Consider the following 17,249-nt stretch of genomic DNA (forward strand, 5'->3'; position numbering starts at 1 on the left):
GCACCGGGCGGCGGGGCGGGGCCCTCAGCCCGCGTCGCCGGGTCCGAAGCGCTCGGCCATGGCCTCGGCATCCAGCGCCGCCTCGTTGAGCTCGTTGAGGCTGTACCAGTTGCCGAAGGGGTCGCGAAAGACCGCCTCGACGCCGTAGGGCACCTCGTGCGGCTCCTGCAGGAACTCCACGCCCCGCGCACGGTAGGCGGCGTAGGTGGCGCGGCAGTCGTCGGTGTTCCAGGCGCCCGCGCTCAGCGCGCCCTGGGCCACCAGCCCGCGGATCGTGCGGGCGGTCTCCTCGTCGTGCATCGGCGGCCCGGGCGCGGACAGGCTCAGCTGGAAGACGGGATCGGCCGGCGGGCCCACCGTCAGCCACCGCATCCCGTCGTCCATCATCAGGTCGAAGCGCTGCTCGAACCCGAGCTTGTCCAGGAAGAACCGCTTGGCCTCGTCGTAGTCGAACACGAACACGCTCGCCACACCCAGTCTGGTGATCACGGACTGCCCCTATCTGTGCGCTGGAAGTGTGCTGCCTCGGCTCGACGCTAGCCCGCCCCGGCCGCTTCGGCCCGCTCCGCGCGCACCGTGTCGGCGCGGCTCGGCGCAGAGGCGCCTAGCCGCGGCTCGCGGCTTCGGCCGCCAGCTCGAACCAGACGGTGTGGCCGCGCGGGTCGGGCGGGGCGGTGGTGCCGCAGTCGCCCTCGCACAGCGCGGCGACGAAGCCCAGGCCGCGGCCGTTCTCGGCGGCGCCGTCGCCCATCAGGGAGGCGTCGATGCGGGGGCGGGTGGGCCGGCCCGGCCGCGGCCCCAGGTCGGCGACCTCCACGCGCACCCGGCGGCTGTCCTGCCACAGCCGGGCGGTGAACGTGCCGCCGGGCAGCCCGGAGCCGGAGTGGCGCACCGCGTTGGTGGCGAGCTCGCTGGCGCAGACCAGCAGGTCGTCGAGGAGGCCGGCGGAGTGGTCGAAGGCGCCGCGGCGCAGGCACCGGGCGATCCAGTCGCGCATCGCGCCCACACTGGCGGCCTGCCCGGCGAAGGTGAGGGCGTGGTCGGGTTCGGGCTGCTGCGGCGGTCTGGTGGAGGGGCGGGGCGGGGAGGCGGCCTGCGGGACTGCGGTCATGTGGTGCACGGTTGAAGCTCCCCCCGGTTTCGCCGACACGCGGGGGCCGCTGCGCGCACCCGCGGGCCCGCACCGCGCCACCCCCGTGAACCCGTGGTGCGCTGGCCGTTTCCTCCCCGTCGGCCCGCGCCGGGCTCGGCATCCAATATCACCCAGGCGCTGCGGGCGTGCAAGCGCTATGGCCCAACTCGGTCGGTCTCGCCCCGCCGGTTCCGCGCGGTCCGCGGGCGCGGCTAGGCTCGAACCTCAACCAGGCTTGAAGTCGTGTGAGGGGAGGCGGCGATGACGGTCGGGCCGTCGTGGAAGGCCAAGGAGCTCACGGTGGGACAGCTCGCCCAGCGCAGCGGGGTGGCGGTCTCGGCGCTGCACTTCTACGAGCGCAAGGGGCTGATCACCAGCCGCCGCACCGCCGGCAACCAGCGCCGCTACCGCCGCGACACGCTGCGCCGGGTCGCCTTCGTCCGCGTCGCCCAGCGGGTCGGCATCCCGCTGGCCGACATCGCCGAGGCGCTGGCCACCCTGCCCGAGGCGCGCACGCCCACGCGCGAGGACTGGGCCCGGCTGTCGCAGCTGTGGCGCGACCGGCTGCAGGAGCGCATCAACCAGTTGGAGCGGCTGCGCGACGACCTGACCGACTGCATCGGCTGCGGCTGCCTGTCGCTGGAGCGCTGCGTGCTGTCCAACCCCCACGACCGCCTCGCCGCCCAGGGGCCGGGCCCGCGCCGGCTGCTGACCCCCGAGGCCCGGGAGGGCGGGCCGGCGGCCGCCGAGGCCGGGCAGGCGTGCCCCTGAGCGCCGCCGCCTCCGGTGCGGCGCGCGAGCCGGCGCCGCCCGGTGCTCAGCCGCGCCCGCGCAGCGGCTCCAGCTCCTGGGCCGAGCGGATGCGGCGCAGCGCCGCCGGCCCGGGGCCCGGCGGCCGGGTGAACACCCGCACCATCACCCCGCCGCCGTCCAGTCCGGCGCCCACCCAGGCGTGGTCGCTGCTCAGCACGGTGAAGGCGTGTTCGCGCCCGTCCAGGGCGACGGCGGCGGCCGACCAGGCGGCGTCCCCGCCCAGCGCGAAGGAGTCGGCGCCGGCGGGGTCGCGGGAGCGCCGCTCCATCAGCTCGCGCTCGGCGCAGAAGGCCCGCAGCCGCTGATCGGTGTCGCCGCCGCCGAAGCGGCGGCTGGCGATCTCCAGGTCGGGGCCGGTGTCGGGGCCCTCGGGGGTGGAGCCGAAGTCGATCACGGCCTTGAGCAGCCCGGGACCGTCGGGGTCGAGGGTGGTGGAGCTGACGCGGCCGCGCCGGGACTCGCCGACGGGGGCGTAGAGCGCCAGCCCCGCCAGGATGGTCTCGAGGGTGAGGTCCTGGTCCACGTGGCGGCCTTCCCGGTTGCGTGCGCTGGTCCGGGCCCGATTCTAGGCGCGGCGGGCGGGCGGTGGCGCCGAGCGCGCCCGGCCTGCGGGGCCCGGACCGCGCTTTCGGGGCCCCGGGCCCGCGACCGGCCGGGGAACGCGCCGCGCGGCGGCGCGGGCGGGCCCCCTCTGCCGCTGCCGCGGGAGACCGCACGCGGCGCCTTCTGCGCCCTTCCGGCCGCCGCGGGTCCCGCCATCGCCGAGGCCCCCATCGGGCGGAACGGGCCTTGGGCCGCGCCCGCCGCCGCGGGCGCCGGCGGGCGCGGGCCGGTGCGCCACGACCCTTCCAATGATCATTGTCATGGTCTAGGCTCGGGCCCCATCCGGCGGACCCGCCCCCGTCCCGCAAGGAGCAGCCGACCATGCCCACGCCCGCCCCCCGGCAGCACCTGCCCGTGCACTCGGCCGACGGCACCCGCCTGCACACCGAGATCCACGGCCCGCCCCAGGCGCCCCCCGTCGTGCTGGCCCACGGCTGGGCGTGCTCGACCCGCCTGTGGCACCCCCTCATCGCCGAACTGGGCGACCGGCTGCGCCTGGTCTGCTACGACCAGCGCGGCCACGGCCGCAGCCAGGTGCCGCGCGCCGGCGGCTACAGCACCTCGGCCCTGGCCGACGACCTGCTCGCCGTCGCCGAGGCCGCACTGGAGCCCGGTGAGCGCGCGGTCTTCGCCGGCCACAGCATGGGCGCCATGACCCTGATGGCCGCCGCCGACCGGCCCCGCTTCGCCGCCCGCGCCGCCGCCGCGCTGCTGGCCAGCACCGGCCCCAGCGACCTGCCCCGCTCCTCGCGGGTCTTCCCCGGCGCCGCCCGCTTCCCCCGGGCCGGGCGGCTGGCCCACCGCGCGATGCTCACCGCGCCGCTGCCGCTGGGCCCGCGCACCCGGCTGAGCCGGGCGGCCCTGCGCTACGCCACCATGGCCGCCGACGCGCCGCCCGACATGGTCGAGGTGTGCGCCGAGATGGTCCACGCCGTGGCGCCGACGCCCCGCGCCCGCTGGGGCCGCGTCCTGGCCGGCATCGACCTCGACCGCGCACTGGCCCGGCTGGAGGCGCCCACCCGGATCGTGGCCGGCTCCGCCGACCGGCTCACCCCCCTCGCCCACGCCCGCCGCATGGCCCGCCTGCTGCCCGACTGCCGCGGCCTGCTCGAACTCGACGGCATCGGGCACATGACCCCGCTGGAGTCGCCCGCCCCGCTGGCCCGGGCCCTGGCCGAGCTCGCCGATACCCACCTCGCCCCCCGGCCCCGCCAGGAGAGCGCATGAGCCCGCGCCGCCCCCGCCTGTCCGGACGGGTCGCCGTTGTCACCGGCGCGGCCCGCGGCCTGGGCCGCCTGCTGGCGCTGCGCCTGGCCCGCGAGGGCGCCACCCTGGTCCTGGTCGGGCTGGAACCGGAGGAGCTGGAGGCCGTCGCCGCCGAGTGCGGGCCCGCGGCCGCCGCGTTCGAGGCCGACGTCACCGACGCGGCGGCGCTGGCCGCGGCCGCCGAGCAGGCCGAGCAGCGCTTCGGCCGCATCGACGTGGTCGTGGCCAACGCCGGCATCGCCGCCGGCGGCCCCTTCACCGACATCCCCGCCGCCGCCTTCGACCGCGTCGTGGAGGTCAACCTGCTGGGATCCGTCGCCACCGCCCGCGCGTTCCTGCCCGCCCTCCAGCGCAGCCGCGGCTACCTGCTGCAGGTCGCCTCGCTGGCCGCGCTCACCCCGGCCCCGCTGATGGGCGCCTACTGCGCCGCCAAGTCCGGCGTGGAGGCCTTCGCCCACTGCCTGGCCCCCGAGCAGGCCGGCCACGGCGTGGGGGTGGGGGTGGCCTACCTCAGTTGGACCGACACCGACATGGTGCGCGGCGCCGACAGCGACGCCGCTCTGCGCGCGCTGCGCGCGCGCCTGCCCTGGCCGATGAACCGCACCTACGCGCCCGAGCCGGCCGTGGAGCGGCTGGTGGAGGGCATCGCCCGCCGCCGCGCCCACGTCTACGGCCAGCCCTGGCTGCGCGCCGTGCAGGGGCTGCGCGGCGTCCTGCCGGTGGTGATCGGCGCCGCCGCGCCGCGCGAGATCGCGCGGCTGAGCGAGCACCTGGCGGCCACCCGCCACAGCCGGGCCGCGGCGGTGGGCGCCGGCGGCACCGCCGACCTGCGCGCCCGCGCCGCCCGCCGCACCGGCTGAGCCCCGCCTTCGGACCGGCGCGCGGGTGGCGGCCGGGCCGGGGCGCGGGTCGTCAGTGCGTCCAGGGCGGGCTGATCCAGGCGCCCTCGGCGGTCACCGCGCGCAGCCCGGTGCTCGTGGCCACCCACGCCGCGCCCGTGCCGGTGCCCGGGTTGGCCACGTTCAGCCGGCTGCCGGCGCCCACCACGGCCGCGTCGCCCGGCTCCAGGCGCCAGGTGTCCCCGTCCACGCTCAGCTCCAGGACGCCCTCCAGGCCCAGGAACACCTCCTCGCGGGTGATGGCGTGCACGGCGCCGGCCGCGCCCGCCGGCACCTCCAGGCGCCAGGCGCACAGCTCACCCGAGCCCTGGGAGGGCGCGGCGTAGGAGACGAAGGCGACGCCGTGCATACGGTGCGTGCGCGCCTGGGCGCGGGTGATCAGGGGCATGGGCGGCCTCCAAATAGACAAGTAGCTTGACCATGTGGGGTCAATGGTCAGGCAGCCTGTCCGCAATGTCAAGATGGGCCCATGGCCGACACCGACCACCTGGCCCTGACCGCCCTGCTGCTCTCCGCCTCCACCGCCCTGACCGAGGCCATCGACGCCGGCGTGCACGAGGCCGGATTCACCGACCTGCGCCCCGCACACGGGTTCGCCTTCACCCGCCTGGCCCCCCACGGCGCCACCACCGCCCAGCTCGCCGCCCACCTGGGCATGACCAAGCAGGCCGCCGCCCAGCTCGTCGACGAACTGCACCGCAACGGCTACGTCACCCGCGGCCCCCACCCCGACGACGCCCGCGCCCGCCTCGTCGAACTCACCGCCAAGGGCCGCGCCGCCACCCGCGCCGCCGACGACGCCGCCGCCCGCGCCGCGGCCGCCTGGCAGGAGCGCATCGGCCCCGACCGCATGGCCCGGCTGCGCGCCGACTTGGCCGCCCTCGCCGCACCCGGGCACCTCCGCCCCGCCTGGTGAGGCGGCGCACCGCTCAGTCCCGGCGGCGCACCGGATGGTCCTCGGGCACCTCCACCACGCACACCGCCAACCCGTCCGGATCCTCCAGCCACATCTCGACCAGCCCCCACGGCTCGCGCCGGGGCTCGCGCACGATCGCCGCGCCGCGCGCGGCCAGCTCCCCGCGCGCCCGCGCGACGTCGGGCACCTGCAGCCACAGCTGGACCGCCCCCGGCGCGGGCGCCCGCTCACTGCCGCCCGACAGCTCCAAGAACCCCCCGCCCAAGAAGAACACGGTCCCGTACTCGCCGCCGCCCGTGGCGAACTCCCGGTAGATCGCCAGCCCCACCACGTCGCGGTAGAAGGCGCGGCTGCGCTCCAGGTCGGTGGGGTGGATCAGGACGCGGCTGCTGAGGACGTTGACCATGGGCCGAACCTACCCGCCGCCACCCGCGGCCTCACCGCACGACGATGTCGGCGCCCGCGACCCGGCCGGACACGACCTCCACGCCCTCCACCCGCCCGCGGTCGCCACCGCAGCGCGCCGCGATCGTGTAGGTGGCCTCCGGCAGCGCCCAGAAGTAGCGCCCCTCGGCGTCGCTGATCACCGCCGTGTCGGGGACCGGCGGCGCCCACGCCGACGTGGCCCGCGCCTCCAGCAGGCAGTGCGCCCCCGGCGCGCCCTCCACCCGCACCACCCGACCGCGCACCCCCGTGCTCCGGTCGGAGCGCACCTGCTCCGCCTGGCCGGGCCGCGCCTCGCCGCCGGCCGGGCCCGAGGGCTGCGCCCCGAGCCCGCAGCCGCCCAGCGCCGCCACGGCCACCAGCACGACCGGTCCCGCCACCGCACCTGCGCGCATCGACGGCCCCCTCCCGGGATCGCGCCTGGCACCCGCGGGCCGCGCCCCGCGCGCACCGCCCCCGCCCCCGAACCCGGCGCAACCGCCCACCGGCCGCCGGATACGGCGCTACGCACATATCTGCCCAGGCCAGGGCCGAATACCACATCCCGTCGGAGGCCGCACCGCCCCCGGCGCACCCCCACCCCCGCCGAAAAAGGGCCAATCCGCCCGGATTGGCCCCCTCGCGCCCCGCCGCAGACCCCCGCTCACCGGCCACCGGCCCCCCACACCCCCAAGGCGCCGGAGCCCGCCCGGCACCGCAGACCCCGCCCACCGCGCTAGCCTGGCCCCCGTGAGAGAGCTCGACAGCACCACCCACGCCCTGGCCGAGCTCCTGTGGGACTTCCACACCCGCCCCGCCGCCGACGCAGGCACCGGCAACGACCTGGTCCTCGTCCTGGGCAGCCACGACCTGCGCGTCGCCGAACACGCCGCCCGCCTCTTCCAGGACGGCGCCGCGCCCCTGCTGGTCTTCAGCGGCGACCGCGGCCGGCGCACCGGCGGCGACGGCCCCGCCCCGCGCTGGCCCGAGTCCGAAGCCGCCACCTTCGCCCGCGCCGCCCGCGCCACCGCGCCCATCCCCCGCGACGCCGTGCTGCTGGAGACCCGCGCCACCAACACCGCCGAGAACTTCCACCTGGCCCGCGACCTCGCCGCCACCGCCGCACCCCGGCCCCGCCGCGCCGTCGTCACCGCCAAGCCCTACATGGCCCGCCGCGCCCTGGCCACCGCCGCCGTGCACTGGCCCGGCCCCGAATGGACCTTCAGCTGCTTCGGCGGCGGCTACCGCGCCTACACCACACCCGAGCACAGCCCCGCCGAGCTGGTCGACTTCCTCGTCGGCGACCTGCAGCGGCTCGCGGTCTACGCCCGCCGCGGCTGGAGCGCACCCGTGGACGTGCCCGACCGGGTGTGGCAGGCGGGCGAGCGCCTGTGCGAGCGCGGCTTCACCGGCCACCTCGTGCCCGGCGAGAGCCTGCGCCCCGCACCCCAGGAGCCCGGAGCCGGCGCCTGACCCGCGGCCCCGCCCCGGACCCGGCCGCGCCCGGGCGCCGCCTAGGAGCCCGCGCCGCCCGCCGCCAGCCGCTCGGCGTTGGCCCGGCGCCGCTCCAGCACCTCCGCGCGCATCTCCTCCATCCGCCGCAGCACCTTGCGCCGCGTGCGCTTGGCCAACCGGTCGATGTACAACCGCCCCACAGTGTGGTCGGTCTCGTGCTGCAGGCACCGCGCGAAGTAGCCGCTGCCGGCGATCTCCACCGGCCGGCCCTCGCGGTCGAACCCGCGCACCAGCGCGTACTCGGGCCGGGCCAGCTCCGCATGGGGACCCGGCACCGACAGGCACCCCTCGTCCTCCAGCGCCAGCACCCCGCCCTCGGCCTCGCGCTCGGCCGCCACCGGGTTGCACACGTGGCCCACATGGCGCACCCCGTCGTCGTCGGGGCAGTCGTAGACGAACACCCGCAGGTCCACCCCCACCTGGTTCGCCGCCAACCCCACACCCTCGGCCGCATACATCGACGCGAACATGTCGTCGATCAGCGCCGCCAGCGCGGGCGTGGCGAACTCGGCGTCACCGACCCACCGGCACGGCCGGTGCAGCACCTCGGCCCCCACCTCGGTGATGTCGCGCACCCGGCCCCGCAGCGCCTCCGGCGCCAACTCCGGATAGGACTCCACGGGCGCTCCCTGCAGGCGCACCCGCGCCCGGTCGCCGTCGCGCTGCGCGGCCGAGGACTCAGACATCGCTGGACTCGCTCTTTCCTGCTGTGGCGGACACACACCCCGCACCCACCGGGGCAACGCACGCAAAATAGCACAAAGTCGCAGGTCAGACCGACCGAGTCACCACCGCACCGCCCCAGGGCCCAACGCCCCAGCTCAGCGGGTCCGCCTCACCGCCACCAGCCGCCGCCCTCGCCCAAACACCGCACCAGGTAGTCCCGCAGCGACACCGCCACCAGCCGCCGACGGTCCGTCTCGTGGTCCCACACCACGATCCCCGGCCCGTAGTCGGTGTGCACCCACGCGAACTGCGGCCCCATGTCGCTGTCACCGAAGAACACCAGATCGTGGAACGGCGCATACAGCTCCACATAGTCCGGCTCGGCCCGCATCGCCAGGTTGTCCTCCACCACCCGCTGCGCCGGCCACACCACAGCGTCGCCGTACTCGTTGGACACCCCGTCGCACTCGGCGAACAACGACGCCAGCTCGAACGGCACCGGCAGCCCCAACTCCTTCTCGATCAGGGCGACGGTCGCCGCGTCCGCCGGCGCGGCCGGCTCGGCCATCGGGTACAGCTCAACGATCAGTTCACGCCACACACCCAGAATCATCACAGGTTGCGGCATTGCACGGGAAACCGGAGCCCGCGAGTCCCCCGATTCGTCCCCGCGATCCCGCCCCGCCGGAATATCGCCCCACCCCACCGCCGTTACACCCACCGCGGGAGCCGGTGCGGTAGAAAGTGTCCCCCGGGCTCCATACAACGCCTTCGCGGAATACCGCGTCCGCTCGGCGCCGCACGCGCCGAACCCGGACGGACTTTCGGAGCCGCGTTGTGCCCCGCGCCGTGAGGCGACCGCCGCACCGGCTCCCGCACCCAGCACACCGGCGCCCCCGCGCCCCGCCCCACCGGCGGGCGCGGGGGCGCTCGCATGTCCGGCCCGGCCTCCGCCCCACCCCGCACCCATCCGACCGCATCACCCGAGATCGTCCCGAAAACGCCCGTCTTCGCAGGTGCGTGCCCTACCACCCCACCACGCGGCTCAATGGGCCCAACAAGGCCCGCGACCAGCCAGGAGAGCCCGTGCCCACCACACACGCCCTGCGCGCCCTCACCGCCGCCACCGCACTCACCCTCGCCGCCACACCCACCGCCGCCCACGCCCGACCCGACTACCCCGGCCACACCACCAGCCACTACATCACCGCCACCGGCACCCCCCGCGACACCGCCTACGCCGACGACGCCGGCTGCGCGGCCGCCGCAACCGGCCAGAACGGCCTGCGCATCCTCTTCCTCGGCACCCAGGAACACCCCGACCGGCTCCGCCACCCCGGCACCACCGCCCACACCACCACCCCCCGCATCCCCGCCGGCGACACCATCGACATCGCCGCCGCCTACGCCGCCGGCTTCACCCGCTGCAACGACTCCGGCACCACCGCCCACCTCGCCCTCGGCGTCAACAACAAGGACGACGGCGGCATCACCGGCCGCCGCGCCGGCCGCCAATGGGCCCGCATCGTCGACGCCGCCGCCGACCGCGCCGACACCGCCGACGTCACCGTCACCGGCGCCGTCGACGCCGAACCCTCCTGGTCCAGCCCCGCCTGGGCCCGCGCCTGGGTCGACGCCTACACCGCCACCACCGACCGCCGCCTCTACGCCGCCAACTCCGCCGGCGGCTGCCCCACCCCCGGCCAAAGCACCACCGCCTGCAACAACGGCTGGACCCTCGACGACATCCACCACCTCGCCACCGGCGCCGCCCCCACCGTCCACGCCCTGCCCCAGATCTACCGCACCGACGGCATCCAGGCCCGCCAATGGGCCCACGTCTCCGCCTGGGGCCTCCGCCACCGCGACCAGCCCCTGCGCGCCGCCGGCGCCCTGTCCCAACACACCGCCTGCACCCAGCGCGGCGGCTGCGCCCGCACCCACAACACCCCCCGCGACGCCTGGACACAGCTGCGCGACGCCCTCGACGACCACCCCACCGCACCCACCCCCCGGCTGCCCTACGCCTCCGACATGCGCTGGCCCTGACACCCACCCACACACCACCGACGCCCGCACCCGCCGCACGCCACAATGGAACGGAGGCCCCACCCGCCACCGCACCGCCCCGAAGGACCCGCCATGGCCCGACCCCACTACCGGCCCCACACCCGCTTCACCCTGCTGGTGTGGTCACCGCTGCTCACCGCACACGCCGCAGCCGGGGTCCTGCTGCTGGCCCTGAGCCTGGCCGCCGCCGCCCTCTGCGCCATCTGGGTCGGCGTGCCCCTCCTGGCCGCCCTCACCCGGCTGCTGCGCGGCCACGCCCACACCCACCGCCGCATCCTCGCCCACCTGCTCACCAACGGCGCCGTCCCCGCCCCCGCCTACCGGCCCCTGCCCGACACCCGCCTGAGCACCCAGGTCAGCACCCTGCTCACCGACCCCGCCACCCGCCGCGACTACATCTGGCTCGCCGCCAACAGCACCGCCGGCCTCGCCCTCGCCGCCCTGCCCGCCGTCCTCCTCACCCACGGCGTCCTCGCCCTCGCCCACACCTACACCTGGCGCTACAACCCCGGCATCTACGCCCTCCAACCCGTCACCACCCAAGCCGAAGCCTGGCCCTCCCTGATCACCGGCGCCCTCCTGCTCACCCTCGCCTACCTCCTCGCCCCCGCCGCCATCCACACCTACGCCCGCCTCAACCGCCGCCTGCTCGCCCCCACCGAACACGACCGCCTCACCGCCCGCGTCGCCCACCTCGCCACCAGCCGCGCCCACACCATCGACGCCCAGGCCTCCGAAGTCCGCCGCATCGAACGCGACCTCCACGACGGCGCCCAAGCCCGCCTCGTCGCCCTCGGCATGAGCCTGAGCCTCGCCGAAGAGATGCTCACCCACGACCCCCGCACCGCCCAGACCCTGCTCACCGAAGCCCGCGAAACCACCCGCCAAGCCCTCACCGAACTCCGCGACCTCGTCCGCGGCATCCACCCGCCCGTCCTCGTCGAACGCGGACTCGACGGCGCCGTCCGCGCCCTCGCCCTCACCCACCACATCCCCGTCACCGTCGACATAGACCTGCCCGGACGACCCCCCGGCCCCGTCGAGTCCGCCGCCTACTTCGCCGTCGCCGAACTCCTCACCAACACCGCCAAACACGCCGCCGCCACCCGCGCCTGGGTCCGCATCAACCACGGCCACGACCGCCTCGTCATCACCGTCGGCGACGACGGCCGCGGCGGCCTCGACCCCCGAGCCGGAACCGGCCTCACCGGCATCCGCCGCCGCCTCGCCGCATTCGATGGCACCATGAACACCACCAGCCCCACCGGCGGCCCCACCATCGCCACCATGGAACTGCCGTGCTCACTCGACCACGACACCCCCAAACCCGCCCGGACCGCCGACCCCGACCTCCCCCACCCGCACCAGTAAGGACCCCGCCGTGCGCGTCGTCATCGCCGAAGACCTCGCCCTGCTCCGCGACGGACTCATCCGCCTGCTCGAAGCACACGACTGCACCGTCCTCGCCGCCGTCGACAACGGGCCCGACCTGCACAAAGCCCTCACCGAACACCGGCCCGACGTCGCCGTCGTCGACGTGCGCCTACCCCCCACCTTCACCGACGAAGGCCTCCAAGCCGCCATCAGCGCCCGCCAAAGCCTGCCCGGCCTGCCCATCCTCGTGCTCTCCCAGCACGTCGAGCAGCTCTACGCCCGCGAACTGCTCTCCGACGACCGCGGCGCCGTCGGCTACCTCCTCAAAGACCGGGTCTTCGACATCGGCCAGTTCCTCGACGCCATCAACCGCGTCGCCGCCGGCGGCACCGCCATGGACCCCGCCGTCATCTCCCAACTCCTGGCCAAACACACCGACGCCAGCCCCCTGGCCCAACTCACCGCACGCGAACGCGAAGTCCTCGCCGAAATGGCCGAAGGCCGCTCCAACTCCGCCATCGCCGGCCGGCTCTTCATCACCGAAAAAGCCGTCAGCAAGCACATCAACAGCATCTTCACCAAACTCGACCTGCCGCCCTCCACCGACGACAGCCGCCGCGTCCGCGCCGTGCTCGCCTACCTCAACCAGTGACGGGCGCTCACTCGCCCCGCGGCGCCTCACGACTGCGGTACAGCCCCTCGATCTCCTCGGCGAACGCCCGCAGCACCGCATCGCGCCGCAGACTCCCATCGCCCAACACCAGGCCCCCCGACGCCGTGAACTCCTCGGCCAGCACATGGAAGGCCCGCACCGCCCACTCCACCGGCACCGCCTGATTGGCCGCCACCACCGCCGACCGGACCTCCGCCCCCAGATCCGCATCGGCCGCCAACTCCGCCCGCGTCATCGACAACGGCCGGTTGTTCACCAACCGCCAGTACTCCGCCTGGTCGGCCGCCAACGTCACCAGCGCACTCGCATACGGCCGCCCCTGCCAGACCACCATCGCCTGCGACACCAGCGGATGCGCACACGCCCGCTGCTCCCACACCCCCACATAATCCACCTCGGCCCCGGCCCCGCCCCCGGCCGACACCGCCGGAACCGCCGCCTCACGCGCCCGCACCCGCTCATACGTCGCCTGCGCCCGCAACCGCCGACCCACCACCACAAACCCCGCATCGTCCAGATCGCCGGCCGCACCCGAGGCCAGCCACCCCTCCCACACCGCAGACCGCCCCGCCTGCTCATCACCCCAATAGCCCGCGAACAACTGCGGACCCCGCACACACAACTCCCCCTCACCCGACGGCTGCACCGACACCCCGGCCAGCGCCCGGCCCGCCGTCCCCGCACGCCGATGCTCCGGCGACCCCGCCGCCGCGACCCCACCGACCTCCGGAACCCCCCACACCTGCACCAGCGGCACCCCCGCACCGTTGAAGAACCCGTCCAGCTCCTCCGACAGCCCGCCCGCACACACCACCAGCCGCACGTGCCCGCCCAACGCCTCACGCACCCGGCCGTACACCCACTCGTACATCGCACGCGACACCCGCCGCAACGCACCCTTGCGCTGCGCCCGGTCGAACTCCACCGCCAGATCCACCGCCACCTTGAACCGGTCCACCTGGTCCCAGCCGTTCGGCGGAGCCGACGACCGCACCGCCGCCATCACCCGCTCCATCAACCACGGCCGACACACCAGCACCCGCGGCGCGAACTCCCGCATCTGCCGGCGCATCCGCGGACCCCGCCCCACGAACCCCACCGGCGCACGCACCAGCGCACACGCCACCACACCCGCAAGCGCCCCCGGCTCCCACAACCCCAGCTCCATCAGCACCCGGCCCGCACCGCCGTCATCCCGGCGCCGGCCCTCCCCCGCCGAAGCGAACCGCTCCACCAGCGACTCCGCCGCAGCCAGCACACCGCCGTGCGTCAACACCACACCCCGCACACGCAGCGCCGTGCTCATCGGATACACCAGAGCCGCCACATCCGACCCCGACTGCTCCTCACGCCTGAACCGCACCGCCGTGGAATCCATGTACGCGCCCGGACGCGCGATCCCCTCCAGACCGCCCTCATCCAACCGCCACACCCGCACCAGATCCGTCAGCTCACGCCCCAGCACCCCCACCGCATCCGCATGGACACCGTCCTCCAGCACCACCGCCGCCGGATCGCAGTCACGCAGCACATACGACAACCGCTCCCGCGACACCTGCGGCGGCACACACACCACCACGGCCCGCACCACCCAGGTCGCCAGCACCACCAGCGCGCACTCCACCCCCGGGCGCGCCACCACCACGACCCGGTCGCCCGCACCGACACCGACCCCGATCAGGCCCTTGGCCACCGCCCCCACCTGCGACGAGAACTCCCGGCTCGACAACGCACTCCACGCCGAACCCTCAGCGTCCAACCCCAGCAGGACCTCGTCGCGCCCGGGACCATCAGCCCAGTGGTACGGCACGTCACCCAGACCGCGCAGCCGCACCCGCCCGACAGCACCATCCGACGACCCCGCCATCAACGACCACTCCTCACAGCCGGTGGGGGAACCGGCGACACCGCCCCGAGCGTGCGCGCCTCGCGCGAGCGTGCCCTACTGTGCACGCAACCCTCACCTCACGGCAACCCGTCCCCCCACCCGCCCTCCGCTACCATGCCCCGCGCACACGAAGAGGCCCCGGCCGACTACCGACCGAGGCCCCCAATCACCGCGTCATCCCACCTCAGGACGCAGATCGCACCGCCCACCGGGCCGACACCGCGAACACCCCGCCGGCCAGCAGCCCCACCGACCCCATCACCACCGCCATGCTCGCCAGACTCGCCTCACCCGAAGCCGTCCACCCCGCCAACGACGACAACCCCCCGCCCAACGCGAACTGCAGCGAACCCATCAGCGCCGAAGCCGTACCCGCCACCGCCGACGACTGCGACGAGATCGCCAGCATCGTCGCATTGGGCATCACGAACCCCACACTGAACATCATCACGAAGAACACCGACGTCAGCGCCACCAGCGCCCACGGGCCCGACACCCCGCCCAGCGCCAGCGCACCCAGCACCCCCACCGCCGCCAGCGCACCGCACAACCCCGCCGCCAGCCGCCGCGACGTATCCACCCGGCCGATCAGAAACCCGTTCACCTGCGTCCCGAGCATCAACCCCGCAGTGTTGACCGCGAACATCAGCGCGAACGCCTGCTGCGACGCCCCGAACCGGCTCTGCGACACGAACGAGAACGACGACACATAGGTGAACATCATCGCGAACACAAGCCCCAGCGTCAGCGCCGGACCCACGAACCGCACGTCACGCACCAGCGACCACACCGTCCGCGCCAGCGGCACCGCCCCGAACGGCCGCCGCACCGACCGCGGCAGCGTCTCCGGCAGCGCGAAGAACACCACCACCAGGCTCACCAGCGACACCGCACCCAGCAGCACGAAACTCACCTGCCACGGCCCGAACCGCAGCAACTGCGCACCCAGCACCGGCCCCAGCAGCGGAGCCAGACCCGTCACCAGCATCAGCCGCGAGAAGAACCGCGCGGCCTCGTCACCCTCGAACACGTCGCGCACCACCGCACGCGCGATCACCGCACCCGAAGCCCCCGCCACCCCCTGCACGAACCGCAACGCCACCAGCACCGGCACCGACGGCACCAGAGCACACGCGAACGACGCGAGCGTGAACAGCGCGAACCCGATCAGCAGCGGCCGGCGCCGCCCCACAGCATCGCTCAGCGGCCCGATCACCAGCTGACCCAGCGACAACCCCAGCATGATCGCCGTCAGCGTCAACTGGATCTGCGCCTGCGGCGCGTTCAGATCCGCCGCGATATCGGGAAACGCCGGCAGGTACAGGTCGGTCGCCAGCGGCCCCGTCGCCGTCAGAGTGCCCAGCACCAGCACCAGCAGCGCGAACGACCGCCGCGGTAGAGGCCCCGGCTCCCGGCGCAGCCACCCCGCCGACTTCGGCTCCGCGGATAACCGGCTCTGCGACACCAGACAACCCTCCAACCCATCCGACGACCCGACCACCTACCGAGTCATATCGCGGCACCGCACCGACACGCCACCACAAAAACCAACGCCGGGCCCGCCCCCGGCGCATCCCCCCACCGCACACCCCGCACGGCGATCCGGCGTGAACTCCCTCACCCAGACCGCTTAGTTAGCATAACTAAAAGCACGCACGGACCGCCCCGCCCACACCAACCCACTCGCCCCACCGACCCCGCCGCCCTACGGAACCGGCGCCGCCGCCTCCTGCGCACCGACAGCGACCACCTCAACGCACACACCAGCGCCTGAGCAGCCGCACCACCGCCCCCACGCGCGAACACCGCGCACCGCGCCTCACAGCACCAGCCGCCCCACCAACCGCTCCAGCTCACCCGCCGGATCACGCGTCAACCCCGTATGGATCGCCCCCGGCTGCACGATCGTGCTCCGCGGCGCCGTCAACCACCGGAACCGCCGCCCCGAGTCCTCGTCCCGCGCCGGCCCGGCACCCGCACCGCCCCGGCACACCAGCTCCACCGCCTCCAGCGCCCGCGCCACACCCGTCACGTCCACACCCGGATCCAGCGCCCGCAACCGCTCCTCGTCCAGCACGCACCGCGCACCCAAGAACCGCCGCGCACGGCAGTACACGATCACCCCGGCATTGACCTGCTCACCCCGCTCCAAGCGCGGAACCACACGCACCAGCGCGTACTCGAACACATCCCGATCCACCAGCACGCCCGACGCCCCGCCGCTCACCGCCGCACCTCCGGCAGCCACGAACGCTCACCGGCCCGCGCCAGCAGATGAGCCACATACGCGTCCCGCACCTCCGCAGCCGAACCGAATCCCGGCTCATCCACCAACCAGTCGTCCGGAACCAAATCCGCAACCCCACGCAACGACTCCTCCGTGACCAACGGCGCCAACTCCGCGTCCGCCGCCGCGAGATCCGGCTCCACCGGCAGCATCACGTGATCATCCGCGTCATAGGACCGCGACACCGCCCGCTCCGCGCCGCGCCAGTTGTGATGGAAGATCAGCGTCGCACCGTGATCGATCAGGTACGGCCTCCCGTGCCACACCAGCATGTTCGGATTCCGCCACGTCCGATCCACGTTCCCCACCAGTGCGTCGAACCACAGCACCCGGCCCGCGAACCCCGGATCCACCTCGAACACCAGCGGATCGAAGCCCACAGCACCCGGCAGGAAGTCCATTCCCAGATTCAAACCGTCACTGGCCTTCAACAACTCCTGAACCTCGGGATCGGGCTCACTGCGCCCGATCACCGCATCCACCCGAACCAGGGCCAGCACCGGCACCGGCAGCCCCAACGTCCGCGCCAACTCCCCCGCGATCACCTCGGAGACCAGCGACTTGCGGCCCTGCCCCGCCCCCACGAACTTCACCACGTACATACCGCAGTCGTCCGCCTCCACCAGCCCGGGAAGCGAACCGCCCTCCCGAAGCGGAAGGACATACCGCGTCGCCGAAATCTCCTCTAGCACCCCGTCAGCATACGAGGAGGCGACCGCGATAC

20 protein-coding genes are annotated in these 17,249 nt (G+C 74.7%); 8 read left to right on the plus strand and 12 right to left on the minus strand.

Annotation, left to right across the window (positions count from 1 at the left end):
* Nucleotides 1-24 precede the first annotated feature (24 nt).
* Nucleotides 25-489: a VOC family protein gene (locus ABD284_RS13060; protein WP_344143168.1), complete on the minus strand. Its 465-nt coding sequence runs from the start codon at nucleotides 487-489 to the stop codon at nucleotides 25-27.
* 115 nt (nucleotides 490-604) lie between these two features.
* The gene (locus ABD284_RS13065) at nucleotides 605-1,111 is read right to left on the minus strand and encodes an ATP-binding protein (RefSeq protein ID WP_344143169.1); all 507 of its coding nucleotides are present in this window, start codon (nucleotides 1,109-1,111) and stop codon (nucleotides 605-607) included.
* Nucleotides 1,112-1,393: 282 nt separating this feature from the next.
* Here ABD284_RS13065 and soxR point away from each other — a divergent pair, with 282 nt between their 5' ends.
* A complete protein-coding gene (gene soxR, locus ABD284_RS13070) occupies nucleotides 1,394-1,903 on the plus strand; it encodes a redox-sensitive transcriptional activator SoxR (protein WP_344143170.1) in 510 nt (169 codons plus the stop codon).
* A gap of 46 nt (nucleotides 1,904-1,949) precedes the next feature.
* Here soxR and ABD284_RS13075 read toward each other — a convergent pair whose 3' ends face one another.
* Entirely contained in the window at nucleotides 1,950-2,468 is a 519-nt protein-coding gene (locus ABD284_RS13075; protein WP_344143171.1) for a hypothetical protein, read from the minus strand.
* Nucleotides 2,469-2,869: 401 nt separating this feature from the next.
* Between ABD284_RS13075 and ABD284_RS13080 the strand changes: the two genes are divergently transcribed.
* Together ABD284_RS13080 and ABD284_RS13085 are read left to right on the plus strand one after the other, a co-directional pair.
* Nucleotides 2,870-3,775 (plus strand): alpha/beta fold hydrolase, encoded by a 906-nt coding sequence (locus ABD284_RS13080; protein ID WP_344143172.1) that lies wholly within the window; start codon nucleotides 2,870-2,872, stop codon nucleotides 3,773-3,775.
* Complete coding sequence (locus ABD284_RS13085; RefSeq protein ID WP_344143173.1) at nucleotides 3,772-4,674, plus strand: short-chain dehydrogenase/reductase; 903 nt, start codon at nucleotides 3,772-3,774, stop codon at nucleotides 4,672-4,674. Before ABD284_RS13080 ends, ABD284_RS13085 begins: the two co-directional genes overlap by 4 nt.
* Before the next feature lie 52 nt (nucleotides 4,675-4,726).
* Here the strand turns inward: ABD284_RS13085 and ABD284_RS13090 are convergent, their stop codons facing one another.
* Entirely contained in the window at nucleotides 4,727-5,101 is a 375-nt protein-coding gene (locus ABD284_RS13090) for a cupin domain-containing protein (RefSeq protein WP_344143174.1), read from the minus strand.
* An 81-nt stretch (nucleotides 5,102-5,182) separates the two neighbouring features.
* On the opposite strand from ABD284_RS13090, the gene ABD284_RS13095 reads away from it, so the two are divergent.
* Nucleotides 5,183-5,629 carry a MarR family winged helix-turn-helix transcriptional regulator gene (locus ABD284_RS13095; RefSeq protein WP_344143176.1) on the plus strand — a complete coding sequence of 149 codons (447 nt, stop codon included), beginning with the start codon at nucleotides 5,183-5,185 and terminating at the stop codon, nucleotides 5,627-5,629.
* 13 nt (nucleotides 5,630-5,642) lie between these two features.
* On the opposite strand, the gene ABD284_RS13100 is transcribed toward ABD284_RS13095, so the two are convergent.
* Together ABD284_RS13100 and ABD284_RS13105 are read right to left on the minus strand one after the other, a co-directional pair.
* Nucleotides 5,643-6,035, minus strand: a complete 393-nt coding sequence (locus ABD284_RS13100; RefSeq protein WP_344143177.1) for a VOC family protein — start codon at nucleotides 6,033-6,035, stop codon at nucleotides 5,643-5,645.
* Between the two features lie 31 nt (nucleotides 6,036-6,066).
* Complete coding sequence (locus tag ABD284_RS13105; RefSeq protein ID WP_344143178.1) at nucleotides 6,067-6,468, minus strand: hypothetical protein; 402 nt, start codon at nucleotides 6,466-6,468, stop codon at nucleotides 6,067-6,069.
* A 334-nt stretch (nucleotides 6,469-6,802) separates the two neighbouring features.
* Here ABD284_RS13105 and ABD284_RS13110 point away from each other — a divergent pair, with 334 nt between their 5' ends.
* A complete protein-coding gene (locus tag ABD284_RS13110) occupies nucleotides 6,803-7,525 on the plus strand; it encodes a YdcF family protein (RefSeq protein WP_344143179.1) in 723 nt (240 codons plus the stop codon).
* Nucleotides 7,526-7,566: 41 nt separating this feature from the next.
* Here ABD284_RS13110 and def read toward each other — a convergent pair whose 3' ends face one another.
* On the minus strand, nucleotides 7,567-8,253 hold the full coding sequence (def, locus tag ABD284_RS13115) for a peptide deformylase (protein ID WP_344143180.1): 687 nt from the start codon (nucleotides 8,251-8,253) through the stop codon (nucleotides 7,567-7,569).
* 149 nt (nucleotides 8,254-8,402) lie between these two features.
* On the minus strand, nucleotides 8,403-8,846 hold the full coding sequence (locus ABD284_RS13120) for an SMI1/KNR4 family protein (RefSeq protein ID WP_344143269.1): 444 nt from the start codon (nucleotides 8,844-8,846) through the stop codon (nucleotides 8,403-8,405).
* A gap of 473 nt (nucleotides 8,847-9,319) precedes the next feature.
* Here ABD284_RS13120 and ABD284_RS13125 point away from each other — a divergent pair, with 473 nt between their 5' ends.
* The 3 genes from ABD284_RS13125 to ABD284_RS13135 all read left to right on the plus strand — a co-directional run bounded on the left by ABD284_RS13125 (nucleotide 9,320) and on the right by ABD284_RS13135 (nucleotide 12,329).
* Nucleotides 9,320-10,282 carry a hypothetical protein gene (locus ABD284_RS13125; protein WP_344143181.1) on the plus strand — a complete coding sequence of 321 codons (963 nt, stop codon included), beginning with the start codon at nucleotides 9,320-9,322 and terminating at the stop codon, nucleotides 10,280-10,282.
* A 93-nt stretch (nucleotides 10,283-10,375) separates the two neighbouring features.
* The gene (locus ABD284_RS13130) at nucleotides 10,376-11,674 is read left to right on the plus strand and encodes a sensor histidine kinase (protein WP_344143182.1); all 1,299 of its coding nucleotides are present in this window, start codon (nucleotides 10,376-10,378) and stop codon (nucleotides 11,672-11,674) included.
* A gap of 10 nt (nucleotides 11,675-11,684) precedes the next feature.
* On the plus strand, nucleotides 11,685-12,329 hold the full coding sequence (locus tag ABD284_RS13135; protein WP_344143184.1) for a LuxR C-terminal-related transcriptional regulator: 645 nt from the start codon (nucleotides 11,685-11,687) through the stop codon (nucleotides 12,327-12,329).
* A 7-nt stretch (nucleotides 12,330-12,336) separates the two neighbouring features.
* On the opposite strand, the gene ABD284_RS13140 is transcribed toward ABD284_RS13135, so the two are convergent.
* From ABD284_RS13140 to ABD284_RS13155, 4 genes are all read right to left on the minus strand, one after another.
* Nucleotides 12,337-14,217, minus strand: coding sequence for an AMP-binding protein (locus ABD284_RS13140; RefSeq protein ID WP_344143185.1), 1,881 nt, complete (start codon nucleotides 14,215-14,217; stop codon nucleotides 12,337-12,339).
* A gap of 205 nt (nucleotides 14,218-14,422) precedes the next feature.
* Complete coding sequence (locus tag ABD284_RS13145) at nucleotides 14,423-15,658, minus strand: multidrug effflux MFS transporter (protein WP_344143270.1); 1,236 nt, start codon at nucleotides 15,656-15,658, stop codon at nucleotides 14,423-14,425.
* A gap of 399 nt (nucleotides 15,659-16,057) precedes the next feature.
* Nucleotides 16,058-16,465, minus strand: a complete 408-nt coding sequence (locus ABD284_RS13150; protein ID WP_344143186.1) for a DUF3037 domain-containing protein — start codon at nucleotides 16,463-16,465, stop codon at nucleotides 16,058-16,060.
* Nucleotides 16,462-17,217: a HipA family kinase gene (locus ABD284_RS13155; RefSeq protein ID WP_344143187.1), complete on the minus strand. Its 756-nt coding sequence runs from the start codon at nucleotides 17,215-17,217 to the stop codon at nucleotides 16,462-16,464. Before ABD284_RS13155 ends, ABD284_RS13150 begins: the two co-directional genes overlap by 4 nt.
* Between the last annotated feature and the right edge of the window lie 32 nt (nucleotides 17,218-17,249).

Origin of the sequence: Streptomonospora arabica, assembly GCF_039531585.1 — a bacterium.
In the GTDB taxonomy this organism is placed as follows: domain Bacteria; phylum Actinomycetota; class Actinomycetes; order Streptosporangiales; family Streptosporangiaceae; genus Streptomonospora; species Streptomonospora halophila.

Bases quoted from the DNA above. Each gene is read 5' to 3' on its own strand.
- ABD284_RS13065 (WP_344143169.1), bottom strand. From the start codon at position 1,111: ATGACCGCAGTCCCGCAGGCCGCCTCCCCGCCCCGCCCCTCCACCAGA.
- soxR (WP_344143170.1), top strand. From the start codon at position 1,394: ATGACGGTCGGGCCGTCGTGGAAGGCCAAGGAGCTCACGGTGGGACAG.
- ABD284_RS13080 (WP_344143172.1), top strand. From the start codon at position 2,870: ATGCCCACGCCCGCCCCCCGGCAGCACCTGCCCGTGCACTCGGCCGAC.
- ABD284_RS13085 (WP_344143173.1), top strand. From the start codon at position 3,772: ATGAGCCCGCGCCGCCCCCGCCTGTCCGGACGGGTCGCCGTTGTCACC.
- ABD284_RS13090 (WP_344143174.1), bottom strand. From the start codon at position 5,101: ATGCCCCTGATCACCCGCGCCCAGGCGCGCACGCACCGTATGCACGGC.
- ABD284_RS13095 (WP_344143176.1), top strand. From the start codon at position 5,183: ATGGCCGACACCGACCACCTGGCCCTGACCGCCCTGCTGCTCTCCGCC.
- ABD284_RS13100 (WP_344143177.1), bottom strand. From the start codon at position 6,035: ATGGTCAACGTCCTCAGCAGCCGCGTCCTGATCCACCCCACCGACCTG.
- ABD284_RS13105 (WP_344143178.1), bottom strand. From the start codon at position 6,468: ATGCGCGCAGGTGCGGTGGCGGGACCGGTCGTGCTGGTGGCCGTGGCG.
- def (WP_344143180.1), bottom strand. From the start codon at position 8,253: ATGTCTGAGTCCTCGGCCGCGCAGCGCGACGGCGACCGGGCGCGGGTG.
- ABD284_RS13120 (WP_344143269.1), bottom strand. From the start codon at position 8,846: ATGATTCTGGGTGTGTGGCGTGAACTGATCGTTGAGCTGTACCCGATG.
- ABD284_RS13130 (WP_344143182.1), top strand. From the start codon at position 10,376: ATGGCCCGACCCCACTACCGGCCCCACACCCGCTTCACCCTGCTGGTG.
- ABD284_RS13140 (WP_344143185.1), bottom strand. From the start codon at position 14,217: ATGGCGGGGTCGTCGGATGGTGCTGTCGGGCGGGTGCGGCTGCGCGGT.